Source organism: Streptomyces sp. NPDC025638, assembly GCF_055558775.1.
Genome location: NZ_JBVHLX010000031.1, coordinates 18,225 through 39,540, shown reverse-complemented (window position 1 = coordinate 39,540; position 21,316 = coordinate 18,225). Strand labels below are relative to the sequence as shown.

Below are 21,316 nucleotides of genomic sequence, written 5' to 3'. Positions count from 1 at the left end.
GATCCGCCCGCACCGCCCGCCGACTCAGTCCGGACCACTGATGGAGAGGAACCCCATGACCCCGTCGATCACTGCCTCTGCTCCGCTGGAGGCACAGAACGAGGCTCTGCTGACCCGGGCCGCGGAGCTGGAAGCCCTTTGGTACACCGGCCCGCGGATGTGGCACGGCTCCAGTGGCGAGCCCGTCACCGGCACTCAGGCCGCCACGCACCTGGAGACCGCCCTGGGCCTGCTGGACCGGGAGGGATGGCAGCCGGGCGAATTCGGCCTGTGGGAGGTCCTGGCTGGCCCCACCGACCTGACCGGCGTGTCCGTGAGCGTGCTGGAGCTGGTCATCTGCGCCCACACCGGTGCCAGCGCGGCTGAGCCGCGGCTGTGGGACAAGGTGCCGGGCCGGACCGTCGACCAGGTCCGCGCCCTGCTGCTGGCCGGCGCCGCCTACGCCCGCCACCACGGCCCCACAGCCCAGTCCCAGTTGCCCGCTCAGCGCTGACCAACTGCTCGCGCAGACGGCCCTCCGAGTCCCCGGCATTCGAGCTGCCGGGGCCTCGGAGGGCCTGGTCACGACCCTACCGACCGACGCCGACCCGCGGTGACCTCCTGCACGAGGCGCCGGAGTAAGAGAGGACACCCCGTGGCCAACACCACCACCCGGCGCAGGCGGAATGCCGCCCCGACCGCGAAACCCCGCGGCGCCGGGCGCAAGGCGGCCAAGCTGCCGGCTGCCATCCCCGCCCAGGCCGCCGCCCCCGAAGAGACCGGCGAGACCGTGCCGCTGGTGTTCGAAGAGACCGCCCCGATCCTGGCCGACGCCGCCGACCGCGCCACCGACCTCCGGGACCTGGCCGCCGACGACGCCGCGCGCATCCTCGCCGACGGCAAGGCCCGCGCCGCCGAACTCCTGGACGGCGCCCGCACCGAGGCTGCCTCGATCACCGAGGCAGCCACCACCGAGCAGGCCCGCGTCCTGGCCGACGCGCAGGCCGACGCCGACCGGGTCCGCACCGAGGCCGCGACCACCGCAGCCGCCGACGCCGACCAGGTCCTGGCCGACGCCGACGCGAAGGCCAAGCAGCTGCTCGCCGACGCCCGCGCGGAGGCCGACACAGTCACGACGACGGCGGCCGGCGAGGCCGACCAGGTCCTCGCCGACGCCCGCCGGCAGGCGGAGGAGATCACCACCACGGCGGTCGCGCGGTCCGACGAGGTCCAGGCGGAGGCCGCGCAGGCCGCCACCAAGGTCCTCGCCGACGCGGAGGCCGCGCGCACCGAGCTGCTCGCGGCGGCGGAGCGCACCGCGGCGGAGACCCGCACCCGGGCTGCTACCGACGCCGAACTGCTCCTGGAGCGGGCGCGGGGCGAGGCCGACCGGCTGCGCGAGAGCGCGGACGACCAGGCCGCGCAGGTGCGGGCCGGGGCGGAGAAGATGGCCGCCGGCCTTCGCGCCGACGCGGACCGCGCCTTGGACGACGCCCGCACTTCCGCTGAGGAGCTGCGGGCCGCCACGGACAAGGACATCGCCCGGCTGCGCGAGCAGGCGGAGAAGGACGCGACGACGGCCCGGGAGGCAGCGGCCAAGGCCACGGCCGACCAGGCCGCCGCCGCGCAGGCCCGAGCCGAGGCGGACCGGGTCCTCCAGGCGGCGACGGAGCGCACCGTGCAGCGGGCGAGGCGTCGGGAGATCCGGACCGAGTCCCGCGCCGCGCGGCGCAAGGCCCGCAACGACGCCCGGCCCGCCGGCGGTGTCCCGCCGCTGTCCGGGCAGGAGTTGGTCCTGGTCGTCGGGATCGTTCTGGCGGCCGCGGTCGTTTCCACTCTCGGTCTGCTCTCCTCCTACACCGCGCTGGAGACCAAGGCCTCCGGGTGGGGCTGGGAGTGGCCGTGGCTGCTGCCGGTCGGCATCGACGTCGCCATCCCGGCGTTCACCGGCGCCAACCTGGTCCTGATCCGCATGGGCATGGAGCTGCGCTGGATCCGCTGGGTTCCCCGGGCGCTGACGGCGGTGACCGTGTACCTGAACTGGAACGCCTCGGACAGCATGTCGGGGCGTCTTGGGCACGCTGCCCTCACGCTGCTGTGGGTCGTGTTCTCGGAGATCGCCTCCCACGTGTACGCGACGCGGATTGGCGCGGTCACCGGCAAGGTGCGGATGGAGACGGTGCGCCGCTCACGCTGGATCCTCGCCCCGATCCCCACCGCCCGGCTTCGCCGCCGGATGATCCTGTGGGAGATCACCTCCTACGAGGAGGCGCTCACCCGCCTCCAGGAGCAGACCTACCTGCGAGCGCAGCTCAAGGAGGAGTTCGGCTGGCGATGGCGGAGCAAGGCTCCGCTGGAGCAGCGGATGGCGCTCAAGCTCAACTCCGCGCCCGCCGCGCTCGCCGACACGCTCACCCCCGAGGACGCGCTCACGGTCGAACGGGCGGAGGAGACCGAGCACGCTCGCCCCGACATGAGCGCGCTCACCGCGGGTGAGACGCGCGGCGAGCGTGAGCGCCCGGCGCTCACCTCCGGCGCTCACGACGGTGAGCGCGCCACCGGGGAGACGGACGCTCAGCGAGCGGAGAGCGCTCGTACGCGCAGCGAGACGGAGGCGCTGACCGAGCGCCGCCACGCTCGCATCCGTCTCCTCTACACCGAGCTCGGGCGCCGCCCCGAGTGGACCGAGATCCGCGACGCGCTCACCGACGCGGGCCTGTCCGACACCCCGGTCTCCCGCCCGACCGCCCAGCGCCTGCGCGCTCAGGTCGAAGAGGCCGCCCCGGGCGTGTGACCGAGCGCCCGGTGAGCGCCGACATGCTCACCTTCTGGCACAACCCCTGCCGCTCATGGTCGCCACCGGCCCCCGCTCGCACACCGAGCGCGGACCGGTGACGGCCACGGCCGTCAGGCCGCTCGCCCGCACCACGCCCGAGCGGGGCACGGTGCGGGCCGGGCTCGCACGAGCACCACCCCAACCCCGCGCAACAGCCTCGGGGATCACGGATTCCCACTCCCCAACCCCGAGACCTGGAGGTCTTCTCGTATGAACAGCAACGACCCGAATCACTCCCCTCTGCGCGACGTCGCGCAGAGCCCGGAGGCAACTGCCCGGTACCTGGCCGACGTTCAGCGGGTCCTGCTGGACATCGGCAAGAACCTGGAGACCCTCGCGCACGAGACCCGCGTGCACCTGCGCGACACACACGTGGAGGGCGACCGCTGGTACCACGCAAGGCTGCGCGCGATGCCCGTCGAAAAGGCCCTCGGGAACGTGCTCAAGAACCTGAACAACCTCACCCAAGGCCTGGAAAAGAGTGCCTACAAGCGCCGCGCCCACGACGAGGCCGTTGTAAATACGGCCCGGGATAGGAAGGAAAAGGAGCTGGAGAGGCAGCAGAAGAAAAACCCGCAGTTGCTCCAGGCCGCACCCAATGCGCCGCAGCAGGGTGCGCAGAGCCAGAATTCCGGCTATGGTGGTCCCACGTCGATTTACGACCTGGGTAACAGGGAGTCGGCGTGACGCGCCCCCTCGACAGCGCTGAACGCTCCATCGAGCGCCGCAGGAACTGGCTGAAGGAAGAGGCGGATAAGGCCCGCGAATCTCGCGGCGAGGCGGGACAGATGGAATTCTGGCTCCGCCTGGCACGATCCCGAATCGCCAAGGACGTCAAAGCCGGTCGCGGCGACGTCTACTCCGGATTCGCGCTGATCTGCCGCTTGTTCATCACGGCGATGGACCAGCGCGCGGAGGGCGACGGACGGATCTGGAAGGACCTCCTGCAGTACGCGGAGCAGGTCGTGGCGAAGCACCCCCCACGTCACTGAACGTGACCAGTGAAGGCCCCGCCGGGCTCCGGCGGGGCCTCGCGCGCGTAAAGCGTGCACACGTGCACGTGCACACGCGTGCACACAAGACCCCACGCTCTGTCAAGTCCCAGGAGGGAGGCGCACCGTGTCCGACGAGGACGGCAACGGGACCTTGGTCCAAGGCCCTTGGAGCGGTGATTCCTCGTACGTGCCACCGCCGATCCCGGATTACGCCGACACCATTCCGCCATCGGAGGACATTCCCCCGGCGCCGCCGGAGTCGCCGGAAGAGACGACGATGGAACTGCCCCCGATTCCGGCTGCTCCGGACCCGGCGGCGGCTCTGCGCTCGGACGGAATTACGGCACCGGAAGCCGGAGAAGAAGACGGCGAATATGAGGAAGGCGAATATGTTCAGCCTCGTTCGCTCGCTGACCGTCTCGGTGACTGGCTGGAATTCCGGCTGGAAAGGGCGCGGGCGAATCATGAAAGCGAAGCGCCTTTCCGTGAGGCTGAAATAGCGCGTAAGGCTGCGCTGCTGGAGGGCCGCACCGCGCAGGAAGTCGCGATGATGGAGCAGAACGGAAAGCTCCACGCCGCGATGATGAAAGCGAAGGGCGACAAGGCAGCGGCGCGCGGAAAGGCCGACGCCGACCGCATGAAGTCGTCCGGCTCCGGCCTGGGGGTGGACAAGGGCCGCTCGAAGGCCAGCGGTGGCGGTGGCGGCGGTTCGACCCGCAACAACTCGGGTTCCGGCTCGAAGGGGCCCGGGGCGCGTGGCCCCAACTCCGGCGGCAGCGCTGGGCGTTTGGGGTCCGGGTCGACCGGGGGCGGCGGAAGCGGCAAGGGCGGCGGGAAAGGCTCTGACCGGTCCCCTGGAGGCCGTGCAAGCGGTCCCGGGCGCAACGGGTCATCCGGGGGCTCGAAAGGCTCCCAGACGGGCTCTGGCGGCTCGAAGGGCGACGGTGGCCGGGGCCAGAACGGCCCTGCCTCCAGCGCCCGTGCCGAGCGGGCCCGCGGCCGCCAGGAGCGAGCCGGGGCCCGACAGGCCGCCCGGCAGGAGAGGCGCAGCGCCGGTCACACCGCCGGCATCGCCGACCGGTCCAAGGACCGCGATCAGGCCCGCGCCAACCGGCAGCAGGCCTGGGAGGACCGCCGCGCGAAGCGGCAGGAGCGGGACGCGGCACGGAAGGCGAAGCGGGAAGCCGCAGCGTCGGCCGGCTCCGGTCGAACCACCTTGAGCCAGGCCGTCGCGGAGGAAGCCCAGCGCCGCTTCGACAAGCGCCGCGCCGACGCGAAGGACGGCAAGACCAGCGCGGAGAAGGTGAGCCTGACCAAGGACAAGGACTCCAAGGGCAAGAGCACCGACGACAAGGGCGAGAAGACCGCCAAGGACGGCACTGACGGGGCCTCGGAGAAGGACTCCAAGGCCGGTGGCGGGCCGTCTGACGGCTCGAAGAAGCGGCGCCGGTTCCGGCGTCGGCGCACCGGCAGCGGAACCGGCCGGGCCGGTCGGCGGGGACGCGCCCACCGCACCGGTCGTGCCGGTCGGCGGCGCGGTCGGTCGGCGGACAGCCCGTTCGGGGCGGAGGACTCCACCCCGACGGTGGAGTGGCCCGACCGGCCCACCCGCCCGACGCGCACTGACGCCAAGGGCGAGGACGACATCGTCGACGCGGACATCGTCCCCGACGACCCCGCGGCCGTGACGAGGGGCGTCAAGGGCCTGCCGCCCGCCCCCGAGCCGCACACGAAGCGGCCCGGCACCAGCCAGCCGCCCACCAGCAGCCGACCGACCAGCGAAGGGAGCAGCGTGAGCAGCGCGGAGGTCAGCAGGCCGTCCGGGCAGGGTGGTCTGGCCGCCCAGCACCGCACGGACATCACGTTCGACGAGTTCTTGATGGAGATGGCGAACATCGCCATCCAGGCCGCCTCCGACCAGGAGCGAGCCGAAGCCCTCGCGGAGGCGCTCGACAAGGTCGCCGACGCTCTGCGGGACATGGCCGCCGACCTGATCGGCGACCACAACATCGCCACCGAGGTCACCGACCTGATCGCCGACCTCGCCGACGCCGCGGGCCGTATGAGGCAGCAGGCCGAACGGTGCGCGTCCGAGTGCGGCCTCGCCCTGGAGGCCGCCAAGCTCGCGGCCGCGATGGTCGCCCGCATCTACGGCCAGGACATGGCCGCCAAGGAAGACGCCGGTCTGACGTACGCGTCGGCCGCCGCCCACCACGACTAAGAAGCAGGGAGGAACCCGCTGATGAGCAGCGATCTCGCACCCAGCGGCGCCAGCCCGGTGCCCGTCCCGGCCGACGACGACAACCGCTACAAGGCCGTCCAGGCCAAACTGAAGACGCTCGGCAGCGCGCTCGACGACGCCGGCCTCGAGCTGGAGGCGCTGGTGCGCAGCGTCAAGGCCAACGCCCAGCGCGCCCAGGACGTGGCCCGCGACATCGCCACCGCCGGACTCGACGGGAAGTTCGTGGAGCTGACCAGCAACGTCTCAGTCGCCCTCGGGGGCGCCGCCGTGCAGGTCAAGAAGCTGAGCGACGCCGCCCAGGAGACCGCCGACCTCACCCACCAGACCCGGCGCACCCACTCCAAGCTCTACGGGGCGCTGGACGACATCCGCTCCAACCGGCGTGAGAAGACCCCCAAGCCCGGGTTCTTCAACCGCTGACCCCTCCCCCAACCCACCCCGCCACGGGCGGCCCCGCGACAACTCGCGGGGCCGCCCGTCCTGTTCTCGAAGGAGAACCGGTGACCACGCCGCGCAGTGCCACGCTCGAACGCCTCGCCTATACCCTCGCCGCGCCTGTGTTGGCCGTGGCCCCGAACGTCTATCCCGACAGCCCCGTCAACCAGGTCGTGCAGCTGGCCGGCGCGGCTGGGATCGGCGGCTGGTTCCTCGCGGCCAAGAGCGATGAGCCCGGTGCCGGACGCAAGATCCTGCGCTGGTCCCCGCTGGTCCTGGCCGCCGCCGTCGACGTCGCCGCCGGGCACACCACCGGCTTCGGCCCGTACTGGATGGACGGACTGCTCGCCGCCGGATGGGCGGCGGCCGGCTACCTGGTGATGCCGTTCTCCCGGCACACCCGCCGCCGTCACCGTCCAGCCATCGCGGCCCCGGCCCCGCAGCTCCAGGTAGCCGAAGTCGCAGAGCCGTCCCCGGCCGTGCAGGACGACGGCGTCGACCTGCTCACCCGCGAGGTGCGGATGATGTGGGAGAACGCCGGGATGCCCGGCCGTACGCACGTCGTCAAGGCCACCCGGCACCCCGGTATGCGGCACGACATGACGATCCTGCTGCGGGCCTCGGAGACCGGACGGCCGATCACCGGCCTCACGGAGGCTGCGGTCGCCGCCCCGTTTGCTGTGCCTTCGAGTGACGTCGTCCTGGCGGAGGTCGCGATCCAGCCCGGTCGGCAGGGCGGGCCGGGCTGGATGGAGGCCCGCATCACCCCCGATGCCAACCAGCGGCGCCGCGCCAAGCCGACCGCGCAGGAACGCTGGACGGACCGCGTCGCAGGTCCCAAGGGCGGCGCTCCCGGCTCCGAGCTGGTCCACAAGACCCGCGACGACGAACGCGGGGTGACCTTCTACCGGGCGAAGATGGCCGACTCCACCGAGACCCCGCGCATCGACCTGGCCAAGGTCTGCCGCGCGCTGAACCTGCCCGAGGACGACTCCTGCGTGTTCGTCCTCATCGACGGCAACGAGTTCCTGATCAGCGCGTTCGACACCCCTCCGCTCAGCGCGATCTTCCCCGCCACCCGCGAGCTGCTCACCCCGGACGCCAAGGGCATGTACGTGTGCGGGTTCACCATCACCGGCCAGCCAGTGAAGACCATGGTGTACCAGCACGACAAGAACGCCCCGGCCCACGGCCTCACTCTTGGCGTGTCCCGCTCGGGCAAGACGCAGTTCTTCGCGATCAACATGGCCGCCCAGTCCCTGGCCGGCCAGGTGGTGTGGCTGTCGACCGTCCGCAAGGACGAGAAGACGACCATGCTCGGCCGGTACATCGACCGGCAGGGCTCGAACGCGCTGTGGATGGCGCGCCAGCTGCGGGCGGCGAAGGCGCTGTGCGAGATCAGGGCAGAGATGCCCTGGCCGCATGACGGCCAGCCGCACGACTACAAGCCGGGCGACCCGCGCTGCCCCTACCGGCAGCTGAACGTGTACGCGGATGAGTTCATGACCGCGGCGCAGGACGGGGACTTCGGCGAGTTCATCCAGAAGGACGGCGAGGACCTCACGGTCACCGGGCTGAAGTACGGCATCGGCTTCAACCCCGCCGGACAGAGCCCCTTCGCGCACAACGGGTTCTCCACCGAGATGAAGGACAACCTGCGGCAGAACAGCAGGCCCGTGATCTTCAACATGGGCTCGCCTGGCGCCACCCGCAAGGCGGCGGAGGGCACCATGGAGAACGCGTACGACGTGCCGACCATCCCGGCCCGCTACTCCCGCCAGGAGGGTTCCGCGATCGAGCGGGCCATGCGCGGTGAGGCCGACCCGGAGAACGGCGTCTCCACGGGCGGCGTTGCGGTCATCGTCCTCGACAACGGCCGCGCCGTGCTCATGCGCAGCCTCTTCGCGGACTTCGACACCGACCTCGCGCACCTCTTCCCCGACGAGGTCAACCGGCTCACCGACTACGAGATTGCGGAGCTGGAGAAGCGCGGCCTGTGGTTCGACTGGAACGAGCCCGTGCGGCCCGGTGAGTTCTGGCCCGAGCCCGACGAGGACGACGAGGGCGAGGGCCGATCCCGCCGGCGCGGCGGCGGAGGGGGCGGCAAGGGCGGAGGCGGGCGCGGCTCCAAGGGCGGCGGTCGCCGCTCCGAGCAGGTCGCCTCTCCCCGCCAGGCGCTGGAGGCCATCAAGAGCCTCACCGACGCCTGATCACACCCACCCATCCATCACGGGGCCGACCGCCCGAGCGCGGTCGGCCCCATCCCGACCCCTGCGAAGGAGCACCACCCACCGTGGCCCTCTCCATCTCCGCCGCCGTGCTGCTGGGCATCATCGTCTTCGTCCTGCTCAAGGGCGGATACGTCCGCGTCGGCTCCGCGCTGGCCTGCACGCTGTTCGGCTTCACCCTCGCCGCGACCGGCCTGGCCCCGATCATCAACAGCGGCCTCGCCTCGCTCGCCGGACTGATATCCAGCTTCTGACTACGCCTCGGTCCACGGCGGGTCGGGCGTGTAGTTGAGTCCGTCGCAGAAGCGGCAGTCCCACTCGGAGGGGATCTCCCACTTGTCGACCCAGAAGCCGACCTGCTTGCCGACGAAGTAGTTGTCCCCGCCGCACCACCCGCAATCGAAGACGAACTCCACCCGATCCCCTTCCCCGCGCCTGGTGGTTCGAGGATGCCCGGGCGCGGATGCGGTGGCTACCCCGCCCGCTAGCGCCCACTCCCCTGTTGCACGACGCCGAAGGGCGCCGCCGGACACGAACTCCGGCGGCGCCCTTCGGCGTTCCCGCCTGGAGCCCCGATGCCCTACGCCCGGCCCTCCCCCGCCACAGACCAGCCCACCCCGACCACCCAGCCCGCCGCACCGCCGGCGGAACTGACCCTTGAGGAACGCCTCACCATCATCAATGCGGCGATGACCGTGAAGTTGGACGAAGCCGCCGTCAAGTACGAGGTCAACACCGCGCACATCCCTACCGAACCCGTGAGCCTGGCCGACATCGTCACCGGCCCCATCGACATCGGGCCCGCTCCGCTCCCGGAGCTCTACCCGACGCCGGTCGCGGCTCTTCTGCAGCGCGCCCACCGTCGCCTACTCACCGGCGGCTGGTGCAAGGACGCCCTGGTCGACGAGGGCGGCGCCCGCTGCATGCTCGGTGCCATCCGAGCCGAGGCCCGTGGCGACCGTGGCCTGGAAGCCGACGCGGCCTCCGTGCTCCTGGACGCGATCCGCCGCCAGTTCGGCGACGACGTCAACTCCGTGCCGTCCTTCAACGACGCGCACGGCACAGGCCGCGTCCCGATCCGCATGGTCGACCAGGCCGCCCACCTTGCAGACGCCCGCGGCCTCTGACCCCCACCTCCGGACCACCTGCCTCGCACCCGAACCCACGCGGTCGGGTGCGGGCCAGGCCGTCCGGCCTGCGCGCAATCCGCCCACCACACGAACCCGAGCAAGGGAGTCGCCCCGCCATGCAGTCCGACGACAACAAGCCCATCAACGGCCAGTACAGCCCGAGCATCTTCGACCTGATCGACCAGACGCCCCCGCCGCCGGACATCGACCTGGAAGACGACCCAGGCACACCGCGCCCCGCACGGCTGCGTGCCTGGTGGGACGCGGCCTGGAAGGGGGGCGGCTTCCTGTACCAGCGGTGGGAGGAACTGTTCCAGGCACGGACTGCCGGATGGCACGGCATGGCCAACTGGATCAAAGCGACCATCGCCCTGGTGACGCTCTGCTCGGTCACCGTGCTGCTGGATGCCGCAGGCGACATCGTCACCGCAGTGTTCCACCGCTTACTGGCCGCCGTCCCGGCGACCAAGCCGCCCGGAGTCGACATCACCAGCGGCATGTGGGGCGTAATCGACAACCCGATCCGCTCCTACATCGGGCAGCAGAGCGTGGGCCTCACCGTCCCCGGCTCCACCGTCTACTCCTTCTGGCAGCTCTCCGGCCTGGCCGGTCTCATCGGCGGATTCGCCGGCAGCACCGGCGCTCGCATCCTCTGGGCAGCGTGGGGCTTCTCCAGCATCGCCATGGTGTGGGCCGCCTCGCCCACCGGCAGCCGCACCGTCGCCACCGGCATCGCCGCCCTCATGTGGGCCATCGCCAGCATCTTCGCCCTGCGCGGCCTGAGCCTGCGGCCCGTCGTCCACAACCACCCGCCCGCCCCCGTGTCCCAGCCGGAGTTCCGCCCCGAGCTCCACCTCCACGCCTGGATCCCGGCTCCGCCCGGACCCGGCGACGACACCCCCGACAACGCCCACCAGCTCCAGCAGCGCTGACCTCCGGTCGCTCCGCCTGGTCCTCGCCCACCCTCACGGGTCGGCGAGGGCTGGACAGGCCGACCGGCCGCCACGCACCACCCCGCGCCCCGCCGACGAACAACGTCGGCGAGACGCGCTGCTCGATGCCCACCGACGTCTGGAGGAACAGCCCGTGCTCATCCCCCGCCCGCGCCGCCGGATCGGCCGGCCCCGCCCCATGCGTCCCGGACCCCGCTACCCGCACCGGCCCCGCCGGCTGCCTGCACCGTGGGGGAGCTGATGGGCACGGCGATACGCAAGCAGCGCCACCAGGCCGTGCGGGTACCGCGCACCGGCAGCGGTCTGCCGGAGTACGACCGCGGCGCCACCGAGGGCCTGGCCACCCGGCGCCAGTTACGGGCGCTCGGGCTGAGCCCCGGCGGCCACGACCCCGTCGGGGTACTGCGCTGCAAGCGCTGCGCATACCGGCCCGGTCAGGCATGCACCCACCCCACCCGGGCCTGGCTGTACCGCCTCGACCTGGCCGTGCCCAAGCGGGTACCGACGCTGGCTCAGGAGTGGGCGCTGGACCGTGCGATGGCAGCGCGGACCACGTGCCCGCTCTGCCGCCGCCGCTACATCTACTGCCTCCCGCTGCGCACGCTCGGCAGCTGCCTGGAGTGCCACGACGGCACCCCGGCCGACCCGGGCAGCTACATCGCTCCCCCGGCCCCGGACGTACACCGGCTGGCCGCGTAGGGCGATCACCGTCCCCCGGCCCTGCGTGACCGGGGGACGGATCACCGGGCGGCCGTCGCATCGGCAAGGGCCGGCCGCCCCCGCTCCCCCTCACCCCTTCGAGTTCAGGGAAACCTGCCTATGACTACCACGGCCTCCACCACCGACAAGAACCTGGATACCGCCTGCACCTCGGTCGTCAACGAGATCGGACGCACAGACGGCAAGGCCTCCTTACTACTCGCCTTCGACGGCGCCGTCCTCGCAGGCCTCGCCTCCGCCACCGGCAGGCATCTGCCGCCGACGGCGAAGGTGTTCGGCACGCTCGCCGTTCTCGCGCTGGGTACGGCTGCCGTGCTGCTCCTGCTCGTCGTCCGGCCCCGCCTGCGCGGTGACGACCAGGCGTCCTTCCCGTTCTGGGGCCGCCTGGACGAGAACGCGATCCGCGCCTGCATGGACGGCGACACCCGAGCCGCCCGGATCCGGGTCCTGTCCGCCCTCGCCGTGCGGAAATTCACCCTCCTGCGGCGCGCCGTCGACCTGACCCTGACGGCGCTGGCCCTGCTTGCCGCCGCCGGCATCGCCGGCCTGTGACCCACCCACCCCGCTCACTGCTGTGACGAGAGGACATGCCGTGACCGACACCCTGAACCCGCCGGTTCGCCCGTACGCGGACGACTCCCCGCTCGCTTACCTGATGGACCTCGCCGCCGAGGCACACCACGTGCCCACCGACGACGAGCAGCGCGAGGACGCCGTCACCACCGCCGCACACCACATCTGGGACGCCTACCACTCCACCATCGGCCAGGTCCTGGACGCGGGGGACTGGCGCGGCTACCCCGCCCTGCGCCCGAGCAGTTCCCCGGAGTTCGAGCCGTCGGCCGTGGCCTGGCTGGACGGCGGACTGTGGCTGCACCACACGCTGCGCACCGACATCAACGGCGCTACCGACGTCCTCGCCCTGGTCGTCCCGTGCACATGCGGCCAGGGATACACCGACATCGTCCTGGACACGGAGGACGACCTGCTGGAGATCCTCGCCGACCTGCGCGCCACGAACGGCCGGAACCCGCACGACGCCAGCCACCCGGACTGCCACAGCGTCCGTTCCGGCCGCGCTCTCTGACCCCGCACACACAGCAAGAAGCGCACCCCCAAAGCCTGCAAGCACGCGGGGTGCGCCTCTCTCAATCGCCCCCGAGGGGGCAGACCGGAGACCATCATGCCTGCATCCGGCGCCTTACGGCAGCCGAAGCGCACGTTCGTCATCACGGCGGCCGCCGTGCCGCTCGCCCTGGCCGCCCTCGCGGCCGACGACCTGCGCGTGCGCCGCCAGCTCGACAACGCCCGCCGCGACCCGCTGACCGGCCTGCCCGGCCGCGACGCCCTAAAGGAACGCACCGTCCGGCTCGCCCGCACCCACCACAAGCAGCTGCACGTTATGGTCGCCGACGCCGACGGCCTGAAAGCGGTGAACGACACCCTCGGACACGCCGCCGGCGACACCCTGATCGCCGCCATCGGCCACCGCCTCGGAACATGGGCCGCCGCCCACGGCGGACTGGCCGCACGCCTCGGGGGTGACGAATTCGGCGTCGCGGCGCGGGTGTCGCCCACCACGACCGCCCGTGAAATCCGCGCTCTGCACGAGCTGCTGACACGGCCCATGAACCACGACGGGCAAGCCCTGCACCCGGCCGTGTCGATCGGCACCGCCCGCGCCGTCGACCTGCCCGACGCAGCCCACACCCGCCTGCTGCGCGGCGCGGACATGGCCATGTACCGCGTGAAAACCGGCGAGCAGCCGCCCGGCTACCTGGCGACCCACTACGACGCCTACACGCCCACGGTCCACGGACGCCGTCCCGGCCGCCACGGCACGCACCTGCCCCTCGCATGACCAGCCGGACCCGCAAGGCGCCGCTGTGGGAGCCGGGCTGTGTCCCGGCTCCCGGCGGCCTGCTGGACTGGCGCGACGGCCGCCATTTCGACCGCTGGCAGGACCTGCCATGCGTGCTGTGCAGCCACCCGACGCCGATGCGCTCCCACCACGGCGAGCCCGTCCATAAGACCTGTGCAGAGGACTGGATCAGCGCCAACCCCGTGAAAGCACGGACCGGACGGTTCGCCTCCGACGTCCAGCCCAAACGCACGCGCGACGACGCCCAAGACCACGCCTGACGTCCCTTCTGCAGGAGAGCTCCGCCATGCCCGGACCCCGATCCGCCCCGCCGGCCTTTGACCGGATCACCTTTCCCTTCACTGCCTCCCGCACCGCATGCCAGCGCCAGCCCGGCCTGTTCTCCCATGAGGCGACCAGCACACCCGCAGCGCGGGCCGACATCGAGCAGGCCAAGAGGCTGTGCTCCGGCTGCCCGATCGTGACGGGCTGCCTCAAGTGGGCGCTGGCCCACCCGACTCAGGCACGCCTCGGCGTATGGGCAGGCACCACCGCACGCCAGCGCACCCACCTCCGCCAGCGCCTGGCCGACCGGCTCGGCACCGACTGGGTCACAGTCGTCGCCGACCACGAGGACCGGCTGCGCGAGCAGCGCCAGGCCGCCCGCCACGCCCCGCTCACCGTGCACGAGGCACGCATCGTCCGCCTGGACCGCGACCTCAACGGACCCATGCCACCCGCACGTCGCCGCCTCACGCCCGGCGAGCAGCAGCGCAACGTACACCGGCTCCTGACTGCGACCAGGAAGGCAGTCCGGAGCGGAGAACACCGACCCGTGACCGCCACCACGCGGCCCTGAAACAGCGGCCGCCGTTTCCACGGCGGCCGCTCCGTAGCTCCGACCACCCACAAAGAGAGGGACCTCATTGCCCAGTCAGACCGCTGACAGCCCCGCTGCCCGCCCGCCGATCGTCGTCCTGTGCGGGTCGACCAGGTACTGGGAGCAGCTCGCAGAAGCCGCGCTGTACGAGACCGCCGCCGGCCGCATCGTCCTCGCACCCGGCTGCAACCTCAAGCAACCGCACCCCTTGTGGGCCACCCCCGCGCAAGCCGACCGGCTCAAACCGGTCCTGGACGACCTGCACCTGCGGAAGATCGACCTCGCTGACGAAGTCCTCGTGGTCAACCCCGACGGCTACATCGGCGACAGCACCCGCCGCGAGATCGCCTACGCGCACCGCCTCCGCAAACCCGTCCGCTACACCCACTCCAAAGAGATCCCGGCCCCTTGCACGGCTGGTGAGTTGACCGTGTGACCTGGCCCGGACCCGCGATGCGGGTCCGGGCCTTTTCTGTTTTTCAGCCTCCTTCCCAGGCCTTTCACGCCAGTCAGCGGCTTGAGCGGTCGACAGCGAGGCGTTGTCAGTGGCGACTGTCACCATGGCTGGTTGCAGTGCTACGAGGGGGAGGCGCCCATGCCCTGGATACGGCCGTACGAGCGCTCTGACGGGACACCGGTTCGCGGACATTCGCGGTGGGCTCCGGGCGCGAGACGGGAAATGACGATCTTCGCGGTGTTCGCGTTAGCCGTGGTCGGGTTAGGCAACGGTCACGCTTCGGCAGGCGGGGAGGGAGGCAAGACGGGGCCGGGCCCGCGGCCGACGGTTCACTACCCGATCCGGTTCGACACGACCCCGACGGTGAAACAGAGGCCGCACCCGACGCCAACCGTGTCGTACCCGATCCGGTGGAACCGTTGAGCGGGCGGCGGCCGGCGCGGCGGCGTCCGCGGCGGCCCAGTAGGCGGCAGCAGCAGAGGGACGCTCAGCTGGTCGGCTTCGTGCTGGCGGCTGTCGTGGTGATCGCGTTAGTGGTGACGGTGGTCAACTGGCTGCTGGCCCACTGGTGGGTGCTTGTCCTGCTCCTGGTGCTCGCCGTGCTGGCGGGTGGGGGCTGGCTGTACAGCCGTCAGCAGAGGGCAAGGTGGGAGGCGGTACGGGCGCGGGGTCTGCGTTACGGGCTTCCACAGCTGGACGCACTGCACCATTCCCGGTTCGAGGATGCGATACGGGACCTCATGCGCAGGGATGGCTGCCAGGACGCTCAACGGGTCGGCGGGCGCGGGGACCTGGGCGCGGACGTGAAGGCGACCGATCCGTACGGGCGGCGTTGGGTGATCCAGTGCAAGCACCGCCGCAACGGTGCCCGTGGCTCGGCGGTGGGTACCCCGGACCTGCAGGTGCTCAACGGCACGGCCCGGCAGGTGCACGGGGCGGACGTCGCCGTCATCGTGACGAACGGCCGGGTGTCCGCGCCGGCGGTGGACTTCGCCAAGCAGCAACGGCTACACGTGGTCGACAGGCAGACCCTGGGCGTGTGGGCGGCGGGATCGCGCCCGCTGTGGGAGCTGTTGCGGGCCGTTCCGCCCCCGCGTCGCCCCACGCCGCTGAGCTGAGAAGAGCCTCGCGACTGTGTGCTGAGCGGGACGACACGAGAGGCCCGTGCCTCCTGCGCCAACAGCGGGAGGCACGGGCCTCTTGTGTTTTGTCTCCTGTCAGGCGGGCTGTTGCTCCTGCTGGTTCAGTTCGTGCAGCAGCGTGGTGTAGGCCTCAGGGTGCTGATCGCGTAGGACTGCCATCCAAAGGCGAGCGCCCTGGACGAAGTTGTCGGTGGTCATCTTCAGGTGCGGGTGCTGGACGACGTAGACGGCGTCGTCATACGGCAACCGCCTCGGCTGGCCGCCCTCCCCCTTGTCCAGCGTGTCCGCTCCGGCATCGGAGGCAGGTGCCGGGGCGGCGCTCTCGGCAGGGGTATTAACGGCGTTAACGGTCGACGGGGGCGTCGGCACGCTCGGCGCCTCAGCCTCGGAGGTATTAACGGCGTTAACGCCTCGGCCTCCTCACCCCCAGGACGACGCTGACCACGCCCTCGCCTACCCCGAGCCCCCCACCCATCCGCTCTGGCACGGTCCGTGAACTCCCTGCCTTGGGCGCCGTTAGCTTCCAGTACGGCCTGGCGGTTTCCGCTCAGCACGGTTCTGTCGTGTCAGGGCCCGACACAGGTTCTGAGCCGCGCACGGAGAACTGCCCGCCCGGGAAGAGTCCGAAGACCTGCGGAAAAAGATTGTCGGCCCACGAGTTCACGATCATGAGCTCCTTGCCCCCTTAACTCTTGCCCGGCCTCAAGGACGGGCCTGTAGCACGAGCAAGGGGGGATCCCTGATGGACCCGGCCACGGCCGTCATCGTCTCGACCGTCATCGCCAAGGCCTGCACGCTGCTGGCATTCTGGCTGCGCCTGCGCTGGCGGGCACGCCGTCAACAGCAGCGGCAGCGATACCTTCTTCAGGTCACCGAGATGGTGATCCCGGACGGCCAGGTGGAGCTCGACGATCGAGACGGTGACGGCCACCGCCTGCACGTGAAGATCACCCGTACTCCGGTTCCAGGGGAGGACCAGGCAGCGTGAGCAACCATGACCCGGCGGACGGCGCCGACCTACCTGCGGCCGCGCCTGCACCCCCCGGCCCGCCCCGCCAACGCCACCGCGCCCGGCAGCAGACGGACGAGGAGTTCTCCGCCTTCTACCGCGAGAACATCCGCCCCCTGATCGGCTTCCTGATCAACCACGGTGCCGGCGTTCAAGTAGCCGCGGACATCGCCCAGGAGACCATGACCGACGCCTACCGGAACTGGGATCGCATCTCCCACCCGAAGGCCTGGGTCCACAAAGCCGCCTCCCGCGCGCTCGTGCGCAAGGTCGCCTCCGTCGAAGAACTCGTCGACGACGTACCCGAACCCACCTCCCTGGTGCCCCGCCCCGACGCCATCGCGGAATGGGAGGCCCGGCACGACGCATTACCCCTGCTGCGCAGCCTGCCCATGAAGCAGCGCCAGGTCATGGCCTGGACACTGGCTGGCTTCACCCCCACCGACATCGCCGACCACCTCGGCCTGCCCGCCGAGAACGTACGCGCCAACCTGAAAAAGGCCCGCTGCGCCGCAGCCGCCTACCTCAAGGCACGGGAGGAGGAACAGTGACTCGCCACCCCGAACCCAACCCCCACGACCAGGCCGCGCGCCACTGGCTCGCCCAGCACCAGCACACCCTGACCCACGCCCTCGACGACCTCCTCGACACCGAAGCAGGCCTGCGCGAAATCCTCCTCCACTCTCACCACGACACCGCCACAGACAACCTCGACACCGTCCTCGACACTGAAGCAGGCCTCGCCGCCATCCTCCCCACCACCCCTCAAACCCCACCGCCCAGCCCACACGACACACCGCACCACCACGCCGACACAAGGGACGCTGAGGAGATCCTCCGCACGCTCAGCCCCGCAGACCGCATGACCCTGCGCAACCACCCCGACGTCGAAAAGGCCAGCCGAGCCCTTGCCCGCGCCCACGCCCGCGCCCACGACCGCACCCGCACCCGCACCCACTCCCGCGCCCTTGCCCTCGCCCGCGATCTCGCCGGCGATCTCGTCGGCGACCTCGTTCGCGCCCGTGCCCTTGATCTCGACCTCACCCGCGAGCTCGCCCGCGCCCTCGACCCCGCGCGCGCCCTCGACCGCGCCCTCACCGGCGACCTTGCCCTCGCCCGCGAGCTCGCCCGCGCCCTCGACCGCGCCCTCGACCGCGCGCGCGCCCTCGACCGCGCCCTCACCGGCGACCTTGCCCTCACCGGCGACCTTGGCCTCGCCCGCGAGCTCGCCCGCGCCCTCGCCCACGAGCTCGACCGCGACCTCGTTCGCGCCCTCGAACTCGACCTCAACCTCGCCCGCGCCCTCGGCCTCGCCCACACCCGCACCCGCGACCTCGGCCTCGCCCTCGGCCTCGCCCGCGAGCTCGACCCCGACTTCAACCTCGTTCGCGACCGTGCCCTCGATCACGCCCACGTCGTCATCGTCCAAATCCTTACCGCCGAGGTTGGCCGGGCCATCGGCTTGGCGCTCCGCCGGGAACCCCCCGCGCTCGACAAGGACTCGCTGCACACGCTCCTAGACGACTTCACCACCGCCGACCTGAGCAACGCCGACCTGACCGGCATTGACCTCGGCGGCGTCCACTGGTCGGAACACACCACCCAGTGGCCGCTGGCCATCGACGTCGAAGATCTCAAGACCCACTCGGACGAAACCCCGCCCGGCAGCGGTACCTGGATCGTCCGCTCCGGCACCGCCACCGTCCGCGACCTCGCCGAATGGTGAGACGTACTGGAAGCTGACGGCGCCCAAAGCAGGGAGTTCACGGACGTCTTGAGCCCCGGTGACTGCCGCAGGCCTCCCCGACCCCGACCGCGCTACGGCGTCCGCGACATGGGCGGTCTGACGCGTCGCTGAGTCCCTGGCGAAGGCCCGCACTCCCCGCGAATGCTGGGGGGCGCGGGCCTTTTCGTGTTTTGTCTACTGTCAGGCGGGTTGCTGTTCCTGCTGGTTCAGTTCGTGCAGCAGCGTGGTGTAGGCCTCAGGGTGCTGATCGCGTAGGACTGCCATCCAAAGGCGAGCGCCCTGGACGAAGTTGTCGGTGGTCATCTTCAGGTGCAGGTGCTGGACGACGTAGACGGCGTCGTCATACGGCAACCGCCTCGGCTGGCCGCCCTCCCCCTTGTCCAGCGTGTCCGCTCCGGCATCGGAGGCAGGTGCCGGGGCGGCGCTCTCGGCAGGGGTATTAACGGCGTTAACGGTCGACGGGGGCGTCGGCACGCTCGGCGCCTCAGCCTCGGGGGTATTAACGGCGTTAACGGTCTCGGTCTCCTGCGCTCCGGGACGACGTTGACGCGGGGCCTTGGTCTTAACGGCGTTAATAGCCTCTTCGGCGGCCTCAGCCTGCTGTTCCTTGGGCATGCGGCCGATACGGCGGGCTGGCTCAACCTTCAGTTCGCCTGCCTCAACCTTCTCCTGCAGCTCGGGGGTCAGTTCGAGCAGTGCCAGACGCTGCGACACCCAGGCAGGTGTCTTACCCAGGCGTTTGGCGACCTGCCCTTGTGACCCATGGGTCTCCAGGAGCTGCTGAATAGCCTTGGCCTGGTCCAGCGGAGGCACATCCACGCGGTGGATGTTTGCGATCAGCGCGGACTCGAGAACGTCCTCAGCGGTCGCGGCAAGGTCGTCATTGACGTCGATCCGTAGCTCGGTGAGGCCGGCCACATGGGCAGCGGCCAGACGCCGGTTACCGTCGATGACGACGTACTCGGCTGCACCGAGAGCTGCCTCCTGCTCAGGGTGGGCGGCCAGGAAAGCCTCCCGCCGTGCCACGGTGATGGGCTGGATCTGCCCCTTGGCGCGCAGGGATTCCGCAGTCTCATCAATGCCGGTGAGTTCGTCACGCGGGTTGCAGGGATTGTGGGCGAGTAGGTCCAATGCAACAGCAGCCGGGGGCCGACGCCCCTCACCGTTCATGATCTGCTGCCGTGTTCGGACCCGACGGGGAGTCGCCTTCTCCTCACCGTCGTCCATGCTGAAGCCACGGGTGACGCGCTGGTTGCGCGGTGTCATACGGCAAGCTCCTTCGCCAGGTCGCGCATGACCTGCGCGTGCTCACTGTCCGGGGCGTAGACCAGCAGCGGGATCTCACCGTCCGCGGCCTCCCGGCCTTCCTTCAGATCGCCGATCACGGCCAGCACCGGCGGCGAGCTGCTCTTCTCCCACTCGTCCTTGTTCTCCTGGACCAGCTTCCCGCGCCTGGAGTCATAGGCATTGATGATCAGCCCGAGGTAGTCGACCTCGATCCGGCCCTTCTTGCACAGATCGTCCTTCTGCGCCTTCAGCAGCCGCACCGCGCGGTGGGAGGCCCGGTTCGCCCAGACGGGAGTGATGACGCCTGACCGGTCTTCAAGTTCGCCCTCCCTCCTCCGCACGTAGTACAGAGCGGTGTCCATGTTCAGGCCGAGACTCGGAGGGCCATCGATGATGATGACGTCGTAGTCCTCCTCAAGCGGCTCAAGGGCACGTTCGAGAGCGGCCTCGCTGAAGGACACTTTCGACAGAGCCACATCCCGCAGGAACGCGTCGTCGCTGGCGGGCAGCAGATGCAGCCGGTCACCGAAGATGTCGTCGTCCAGCGCCACCAGCAAGTCATGGATGTCGCCCTTGGCCGTGCCATCCATGTGCATCATCAACGTCTCAACCCCGTCCTCGTACATGAGGTCTTCGAAGCCGAGCTCCGCCGTGAGATGCCCCTGCGGGTCGTAGTCCACCAGCAGGACACGATGGCCGGCCTCCGCCAGGGCCTGCGCGACACCGGAAGAGAGGAACGTCTTCCCGACGCCACCCTTCTGGTTCGCCACTATGACCCGCACCACCGGCTGCTTCACCAGAGGGGCGTTGGGAGAGGGATGGTTGTCGAGCCACAGCGTCAGGGCCTGCGCGAGACCCTGCACGTAGGTCACCCCTCGTTGGGAACACACCGACTTGAACCGGTCGGGTTCGCCAACGGGGAGGAACGTCCCCCATGTCTTCGCGCCGTCCGTCTCTACTTCCGGCGAGCCGTCGGCCTCGTACCAGGCGCGGATGGCGTGTTCGGTCGCGTCCTGGATGTCCATGCCGTGCTCGAACGCACGGATCTTCAGATGCCTGCGCAACTTGGGAGTGAGAGCGGTGATTAGCTTCTCTCGGTCCCCCCGTGGGCTTGGGATGCTCATGCAGCCGAACATTACTAGGTCTAGCCGGGCCGGCGTGCCAACCACTCAACGTTCTTGCTGATTTCAACCCGCCAAAGCACCGTGCCGACCGCCGGAGTGAGACCCGGCCCGCCTTAGCAAGCGGGCGACGACGTCAGAGCGGACGATGCAGGACCCGAGCCAGCCCTCGACTAGTGACAACCGAGGCGGACAGAATTCCGCAAATCGAATAAGTGATCCACTTTTCGAAAAGGTGGGACACAGAGTGATGTAGTGGCCCAACATACGTCCATGGACGGGAATGAGCCCACC

25 protein-coding genes are annotated in these 21,316 nt (G+C 70.6%); 21 read left to right on the top strand and 4 right to left on the bottom strand.

Annotated features, from left to right (window positions below; genetic code table 11):
• Positions 1-55 precede the first annotated feature (55 nt).
• The 8 genes from ACZ4EG_RS43620 (at position 56) to ACZ4EG_RS43585 (ending at position 8,969) form a co-directional block, all read left to right on the top strand.
• Complete coding sequence (locus ACZ4EG_RS43620) at positions 56-493, top strand: hypothetical protein (RefSeq protein ID WP_467794619.1); 438 nt, start codon at positions 56-58, stop codon at positions 491-493.
• 141 nt (positions 494-634) lie between these two features.
• Positions 635-2,773 carry a DUF2637 domain-containing protein gene (locus ACZ4EG_RS43615; RefSeq protein WP_467794618.1) on the top strand — a complete coding sequence of 713 codons (2,139 nt, stop codon included), beginning with the start codon at positions 635-637 and terminating at the stop codon, positions 2,771-2,773.
• Positions 2,774-3,025: 252 nt separating this feature from the next.
• Positions 3,026-3,502: a hypothetical protein gene (locus ACZ4EG_RS43610; protein WP_467794617.1), complete on the top strand. Its 477-nt coding sequence runs from the start codon at positions 3,026-3,028 to the stop codon at positions 3,500-3,502.
• A complete protein-coding gene (locus ACZ4EG_RS43605) occupies positions 3,499-3,807 on the top strand; it encodes a hypothetical protein (protein WP_467794616.1) in 309 nt (102 codons plus the stop codon). The genes ACZ4EG_RS43610 and ACZ4EG_RS43605 overlap by 4 nt, the downstream gene beginning before the upstream one ends.
• Positions 3,808-4,357: 550 nt before the next feature.
• Positions 4,358-6,031 carry an ATP/GTP-binding protein gene (locus ACZ4EG_RS43600; protein ID WP_467794615.1) on the top strand — a complete coding sequence of 558 codons (1,674 nt, stop codon included), beginning with the start codon at positions 4,358-4,360 and terminating at the stop codon, positions 6,029-6,031.
• 21 nt (positions 6,032-6,052) lie between these two features.
• A complete protein-coding gene (locus ACZ4EG_RS43595; protein ID WP_467794614.1) occupies positions 6,053-6,472 on the top strand; it encodes a conjugal transfer protein TraB in 420 nt (139 codons plus the stop codon).
• An 80-nt stretch (positions 6,473-6,552) separates the two neighbouring features.
• Positions 6,553-8,697 carry a chromosome segregation protein ParM gene (locus tag ACZ4EG_RS43590; protein ID WP_467794613.1) on the top strand — a complete coding sequence of 715 codons (2,145 nt, stop codon included), beginning with the start codon at positions 6,553-6,555 and terminating at the stop codon, positions 8,695-8,697.
• An 83-nt stretch (positions 8,698-8,780) separates the two neighbouring features.
• A complete protein-coding gene (locus ACZ4EG_RS43585) occupies positions 8,781-8,969 on the top strand; it encodes a hypothetical protein (protein ID WP_381183666.1) in 189 nt (62 codons plus the stop codon).
• Here ACZ4EG_RS43585 and ACZ4EG_RS43580 read toward each other — a convergent pair whose 3' ends face one another.
• Positions 8,970-9,131: a hypothetical protein gene (locus ACZ4EG_RS43580; protein ID WP_168725275.1), complete on the bottom strand. Its 162-nt coding sequence runs from the start codon at positions 9,129-9,131 to the stop codon at positions 8,970-8,972.
• A 159-nt stretch (positions 9,132-9,290) separates the two neighbouring features.
• Between ACZ4EG_RS43580 and ACZ4EG_RS43575 the strand changes: the two genes are divergently transcribed.
• The 10 genes from ACZ4EG_RS43575 to ACZ4EG_RS43530 all read left to right on the top strand — a co-directional run bounded on the left by ACZ4EG_RS43575 (position 9,291) and on the right by ACZ4EG_RS43530 (position 15,834).
• The gene (locus ACZ4EG_RS43575) at positions 9,291-9,842 is read left to right on the top strand and encodes a DUF6197 family protein (RefSeq protein WP_467794612.1); all 552 of its coding nucleotides are present in this window, start codon (positions 9,291-9,293) and stop codon (positions 9,840-9,842) included.
• A gap of 119 nt (positions 9,843-9,961) precedes the next feature.
• A complete protein-coding gene (locus tag ACZ4EG_RS43570; protein ID WP_467794611.1) occupies positions 9,962-10,777 on the top strand; it encodes a hypothetical protein in 816 nt (271 codons plus the stop codon).
• 261 nt (positions 10,778-11,038) lie between these two features.
• Positions 11,039-11,497, top strand: a complete 459-nt coding sequence (locus ACZ4EG_RS43565; protein ID WP_467794610.1) for an RRQRL motif-containing zinc-binding protein — start codon at positions 11,039-11,041, stop codon at positions 11,495-11,497.
• Positions 11,498-11,617: 120 nt separating this feature from the next.
• Positions 11,618-12,070 carry a Pycsar system effector family protein gene (locus ACZ4EG_RS43560; RefSeq protein ID WP_467794609.1) on the top strand — a complete coding sequence of 151 codons (453 nt, stop codon included), beginning with the start codon at positions 11,618-11,620 and terminating at the stop codon, positions 12,068-12,070.
• A gap of 40 nt (positions 12,071-12,110) precedes the next feature.
• On the top strand, positions 12,111-12,605 hold the full coding sequence (locus ACZ4EG_RS43555) for a hypothetical protein (RefSeq protein ID WP_467794608.1): 495 nt from the start codon (positions 12,111-12,113) through the stop codon (positions 12,603-12,605).
• A gap of 96 nt (positions 12,606-12,701) precedes the next feature.
• Positions 12,702-13,379 carry a GGDEF domain-containing protein gene (locus ACZ4EG_RS43550; RefSeq protein WP_467794607.1) on the top strand — a complete coding sequence of 226 codons (678 nt, stop codon included), beginning with the start codon at positions 12,702-12,704 and terminating at the stop codon, positions 13,377-13,379.
• Complete coding sequence (locus ACZ4EG_RS43545; RefSeq protein ID WP_467794606.1) at positions 13,376-13,660, top strand: hypothetical protein; 285 nt, start codon at positions 13,376-13,378, stop codon at positions 13,658-13,660. The genes ACZ4EG_RS43550 and ACZ4EG_RS43545 overlap by 4 nt, the downstream gene beginning before the upstream one ends.
• Before the next feature lie 26 nt (positions 13,661-13,686).
• Positions 13,687-14,238 (top strand): WhiB family transcriptional regulator, encoded by a 552-nt coding sequence (locus ACZ4EG_RS43540; RefSeq protein ID WP_467794605.1) that lies wholly within the window; start codon positions 13,687-13,689, stop codon positions 14,236-14,238.
• Between the two features lie 67 nt (positions 14,239-14,305).
• Entirely contained in the window at positions 14,306-14,695 is a 390-nt protein-coding gene (locus ACZ4EG_RS43535; RefSeq protein ID WP_467794604.1) for a hypothetical protein, read from the top strand.
• 440 nt (positions 14,696-15,135) lie between these two features.
• On the top strand, positions 15,136-15,834 hold the full coding sequence (locus ACZ4EG_RS43530; RefSeq protein ID WP_467794603.1) for a restriction endonuclease: 699 nt from the start codon (positions 15,136-15,138) through the stop codon (positions 15,832-15,834).
• 99 nt (positions 15,835-15,933) lie between these two features.
• Here the strand turns inward: ACZ4EG_RS43530 and ACZ4EG_RS43525 are convergent, their stop codons facing one another.
• On the bottom strand, positions 15,934-16,227 hold the full coding sequence (locus tag ACZ4EG_RS43525) for a hypothetical protein (protein WP_467794602.1): 294 nt from the start codon (positions 16,225-16,227) through the stop codon (positions 15,934-15,936).
• A 373-nt stretch (positions 16,228-16,600) separates the two neighbouring features.
• Between ACZ4EG_RS43525 and ACZ4EG_RS43520 the strand changes: the two genes are divergently transcribed.
• From ACZ4EG_RS43520 to ACZ4EG_RS43510, 3 genes are read left to right on the top strand one after another with little or no spacing between them, the layout of a single operon-like run.
• Positions 16,601-16,846: a hypothetical protein gene (locus ACZ4EG_RS43520; RefSeq protein WP_467794601.1), complete on the top strand. Its 246-nt coding sequence runs from the start codon at positions 16,601-16,603 to the stop codon at positions 16,844-16,846.
• Positions 16,843-17,418 (top strand): RNA polymerase sigma factor, encoded by a 576-nt coding sequence (locus tag ACZ4EG_RS43515; protein ID WP_467794600.1) that lies wholly within the window; start codon positions 16,843-16,845, stop codon positions 17,416-17,418. The genes ACZ4EG_RS43520 and ACZ4EG_RS43515 overlap by 4 nt, the downstream gene beginning before the upstream one ends.
• Positions 17,415-18,593, top strand: coding sequence for a hypothetical protein (locus ACZ4EG_RS43510; RefSeq protein WP_467794599.1), 1,179 nt, complete (start codon positions 17,415-17,417; stop codon positions 18,591-18,593). Before ACZ4EG_RS43515 ends, ACZ4EG_RS43510 begins: the two co-directional genes overlap by 4 nt.
• A gap of 201 nt (positions 18,594-18,794) precedes the next feature.
• On the opposite strand, the gene ACZ4EG_RS43505 is transcribed toward ACZ4EG_RS43510, so the two are convergent.
• Together ACZ4EG_RS43505 and ACZ4EG_RS43500 are read right to left on the bottom strand one after the other, a co-directional pair.
• Positions 18,795-19,880, bottom strand: coding sequence for a ParB/RepB/Spo0J family partition protein (locus ACZ4EG_RS43505; protein WP_467794598.1), 1,086 nt, complete (start codon positions 19,878-19,880; stop codon positions 18,795-18,797).
• Positions 19,877-21,037, bottom strand: coding sequence for a ParA family protein (locus tag ACZ4EG_RS43500; protein WP_467794597.1), 1,161 nt, complete (start codon positions 21,035-21,037; stop codon positions 19,877-19,879). The genes ACZ4EG_RS43505 and ACZ4EG_RS43500 overlap by 4 nt, the downstream gene beginning before the upstream one ends.
• Between the last annotated feature and the right edge of the window lie 279 nt (positions 21,038-21,316).

Coding starts and splice junctions, on each gene's coding strand:
- ACZ4EG_RS43620 (WP_467794619.1), top strand. CDS start 56: ATGACCCCGTCGATCACTGCCTCTGCTCCGCTGGAGGCACAGAACGAG.
- ACZ4EG_RS43610 (WP_467794617.1), top strand. CDS start 3,026: ATGAACAGCAACGACCCGAATCACTCCCCTCTGCGCGACGTCGCGCAG.
- ACZ4EG_RS43600 (WP_467794615.1), top strand. CDS start 4,358: ATGATGGAGCAGAACGGAAAGCTCCACGCCGCGATGATGAAAGCGAAG.
- ACZ4EG_RS43595 (WP_467794614.1), top strand. CDS start 6,053: ATGAGCAGCGATCTCGCACCCAGCGGCGCCAGCCCGGTGCCCGTCCCG.
- ACZ4EG_RS43575 (WP_467794612.1), top strand. CDS start 9,291: ATGCCCTACGCCCGGCCCTCCCCCGCCACAGACCAGCCCACCCCGACC.
- ACZ4EG_RS43570 (WP_467794611.1), top strand. CDS start 9,962: ATGCAGTCCGACGACAACAAGCCCATCAACGGCCAGTACAGCCCGAGC.
- ACZ4EG_RS43565 (WP_467794610.1), top strand. CDS start 11,039: ATGGGCACGGCGATACGCAAGCAGCGCCACCAGGCCGTGCGGGTACCG.
- ACZ4EG_RS43560 (WP_467794609.1), top strand. CDS start 11,618: ATGACTACCACGGCCTCCACCACCGACAAGAACCTGGATACCGCCTGC.
- ACZ4EG_RS43550 (WP_467794607.1), top strand. CDS start 12,702: ATGCCTGCATCCGGCGCCTTACGGCAGCCGAAGCGCACGTTCGTCATC.
- ACZ4EG_RS43545 (WP_467794606.1), top strand. CDS start 13,376: ATGACCAGCCGGACCCGCAAGGCGCCGCTGTGGGAGCCGGGCTGTGTC.
- ACZ4EG_RS43540 (WP_467794605.1), top strand. CDS start 13,687: ATGCCCGGACCCCGATCCGCCCCGCCGGCCTTTGACCGGATCACCTTT.
- ACZ4EG_RS43520 (WP_467794601.1), top strand. CDS start 16,601: ATGGACCCGGCCACGGCCGTCATCGTCTCGACCGTCATCGCCAAGGCC.
- ACZ4EG_RS43505 (WP_467794598.1), bottom strand. CDS start 19,880: ATGACACCGCGCAACCAGCGCGTCACCCGTGGCTTCAGCATGGACGAC.
- ACZ4EG_RS43500 (WP_467794597.1), bottom strand. CDS start 21,037: ATGTTCGGCTGCATGAGCATCCCAAGCCCACGGGGGGACCGAGAGAAG.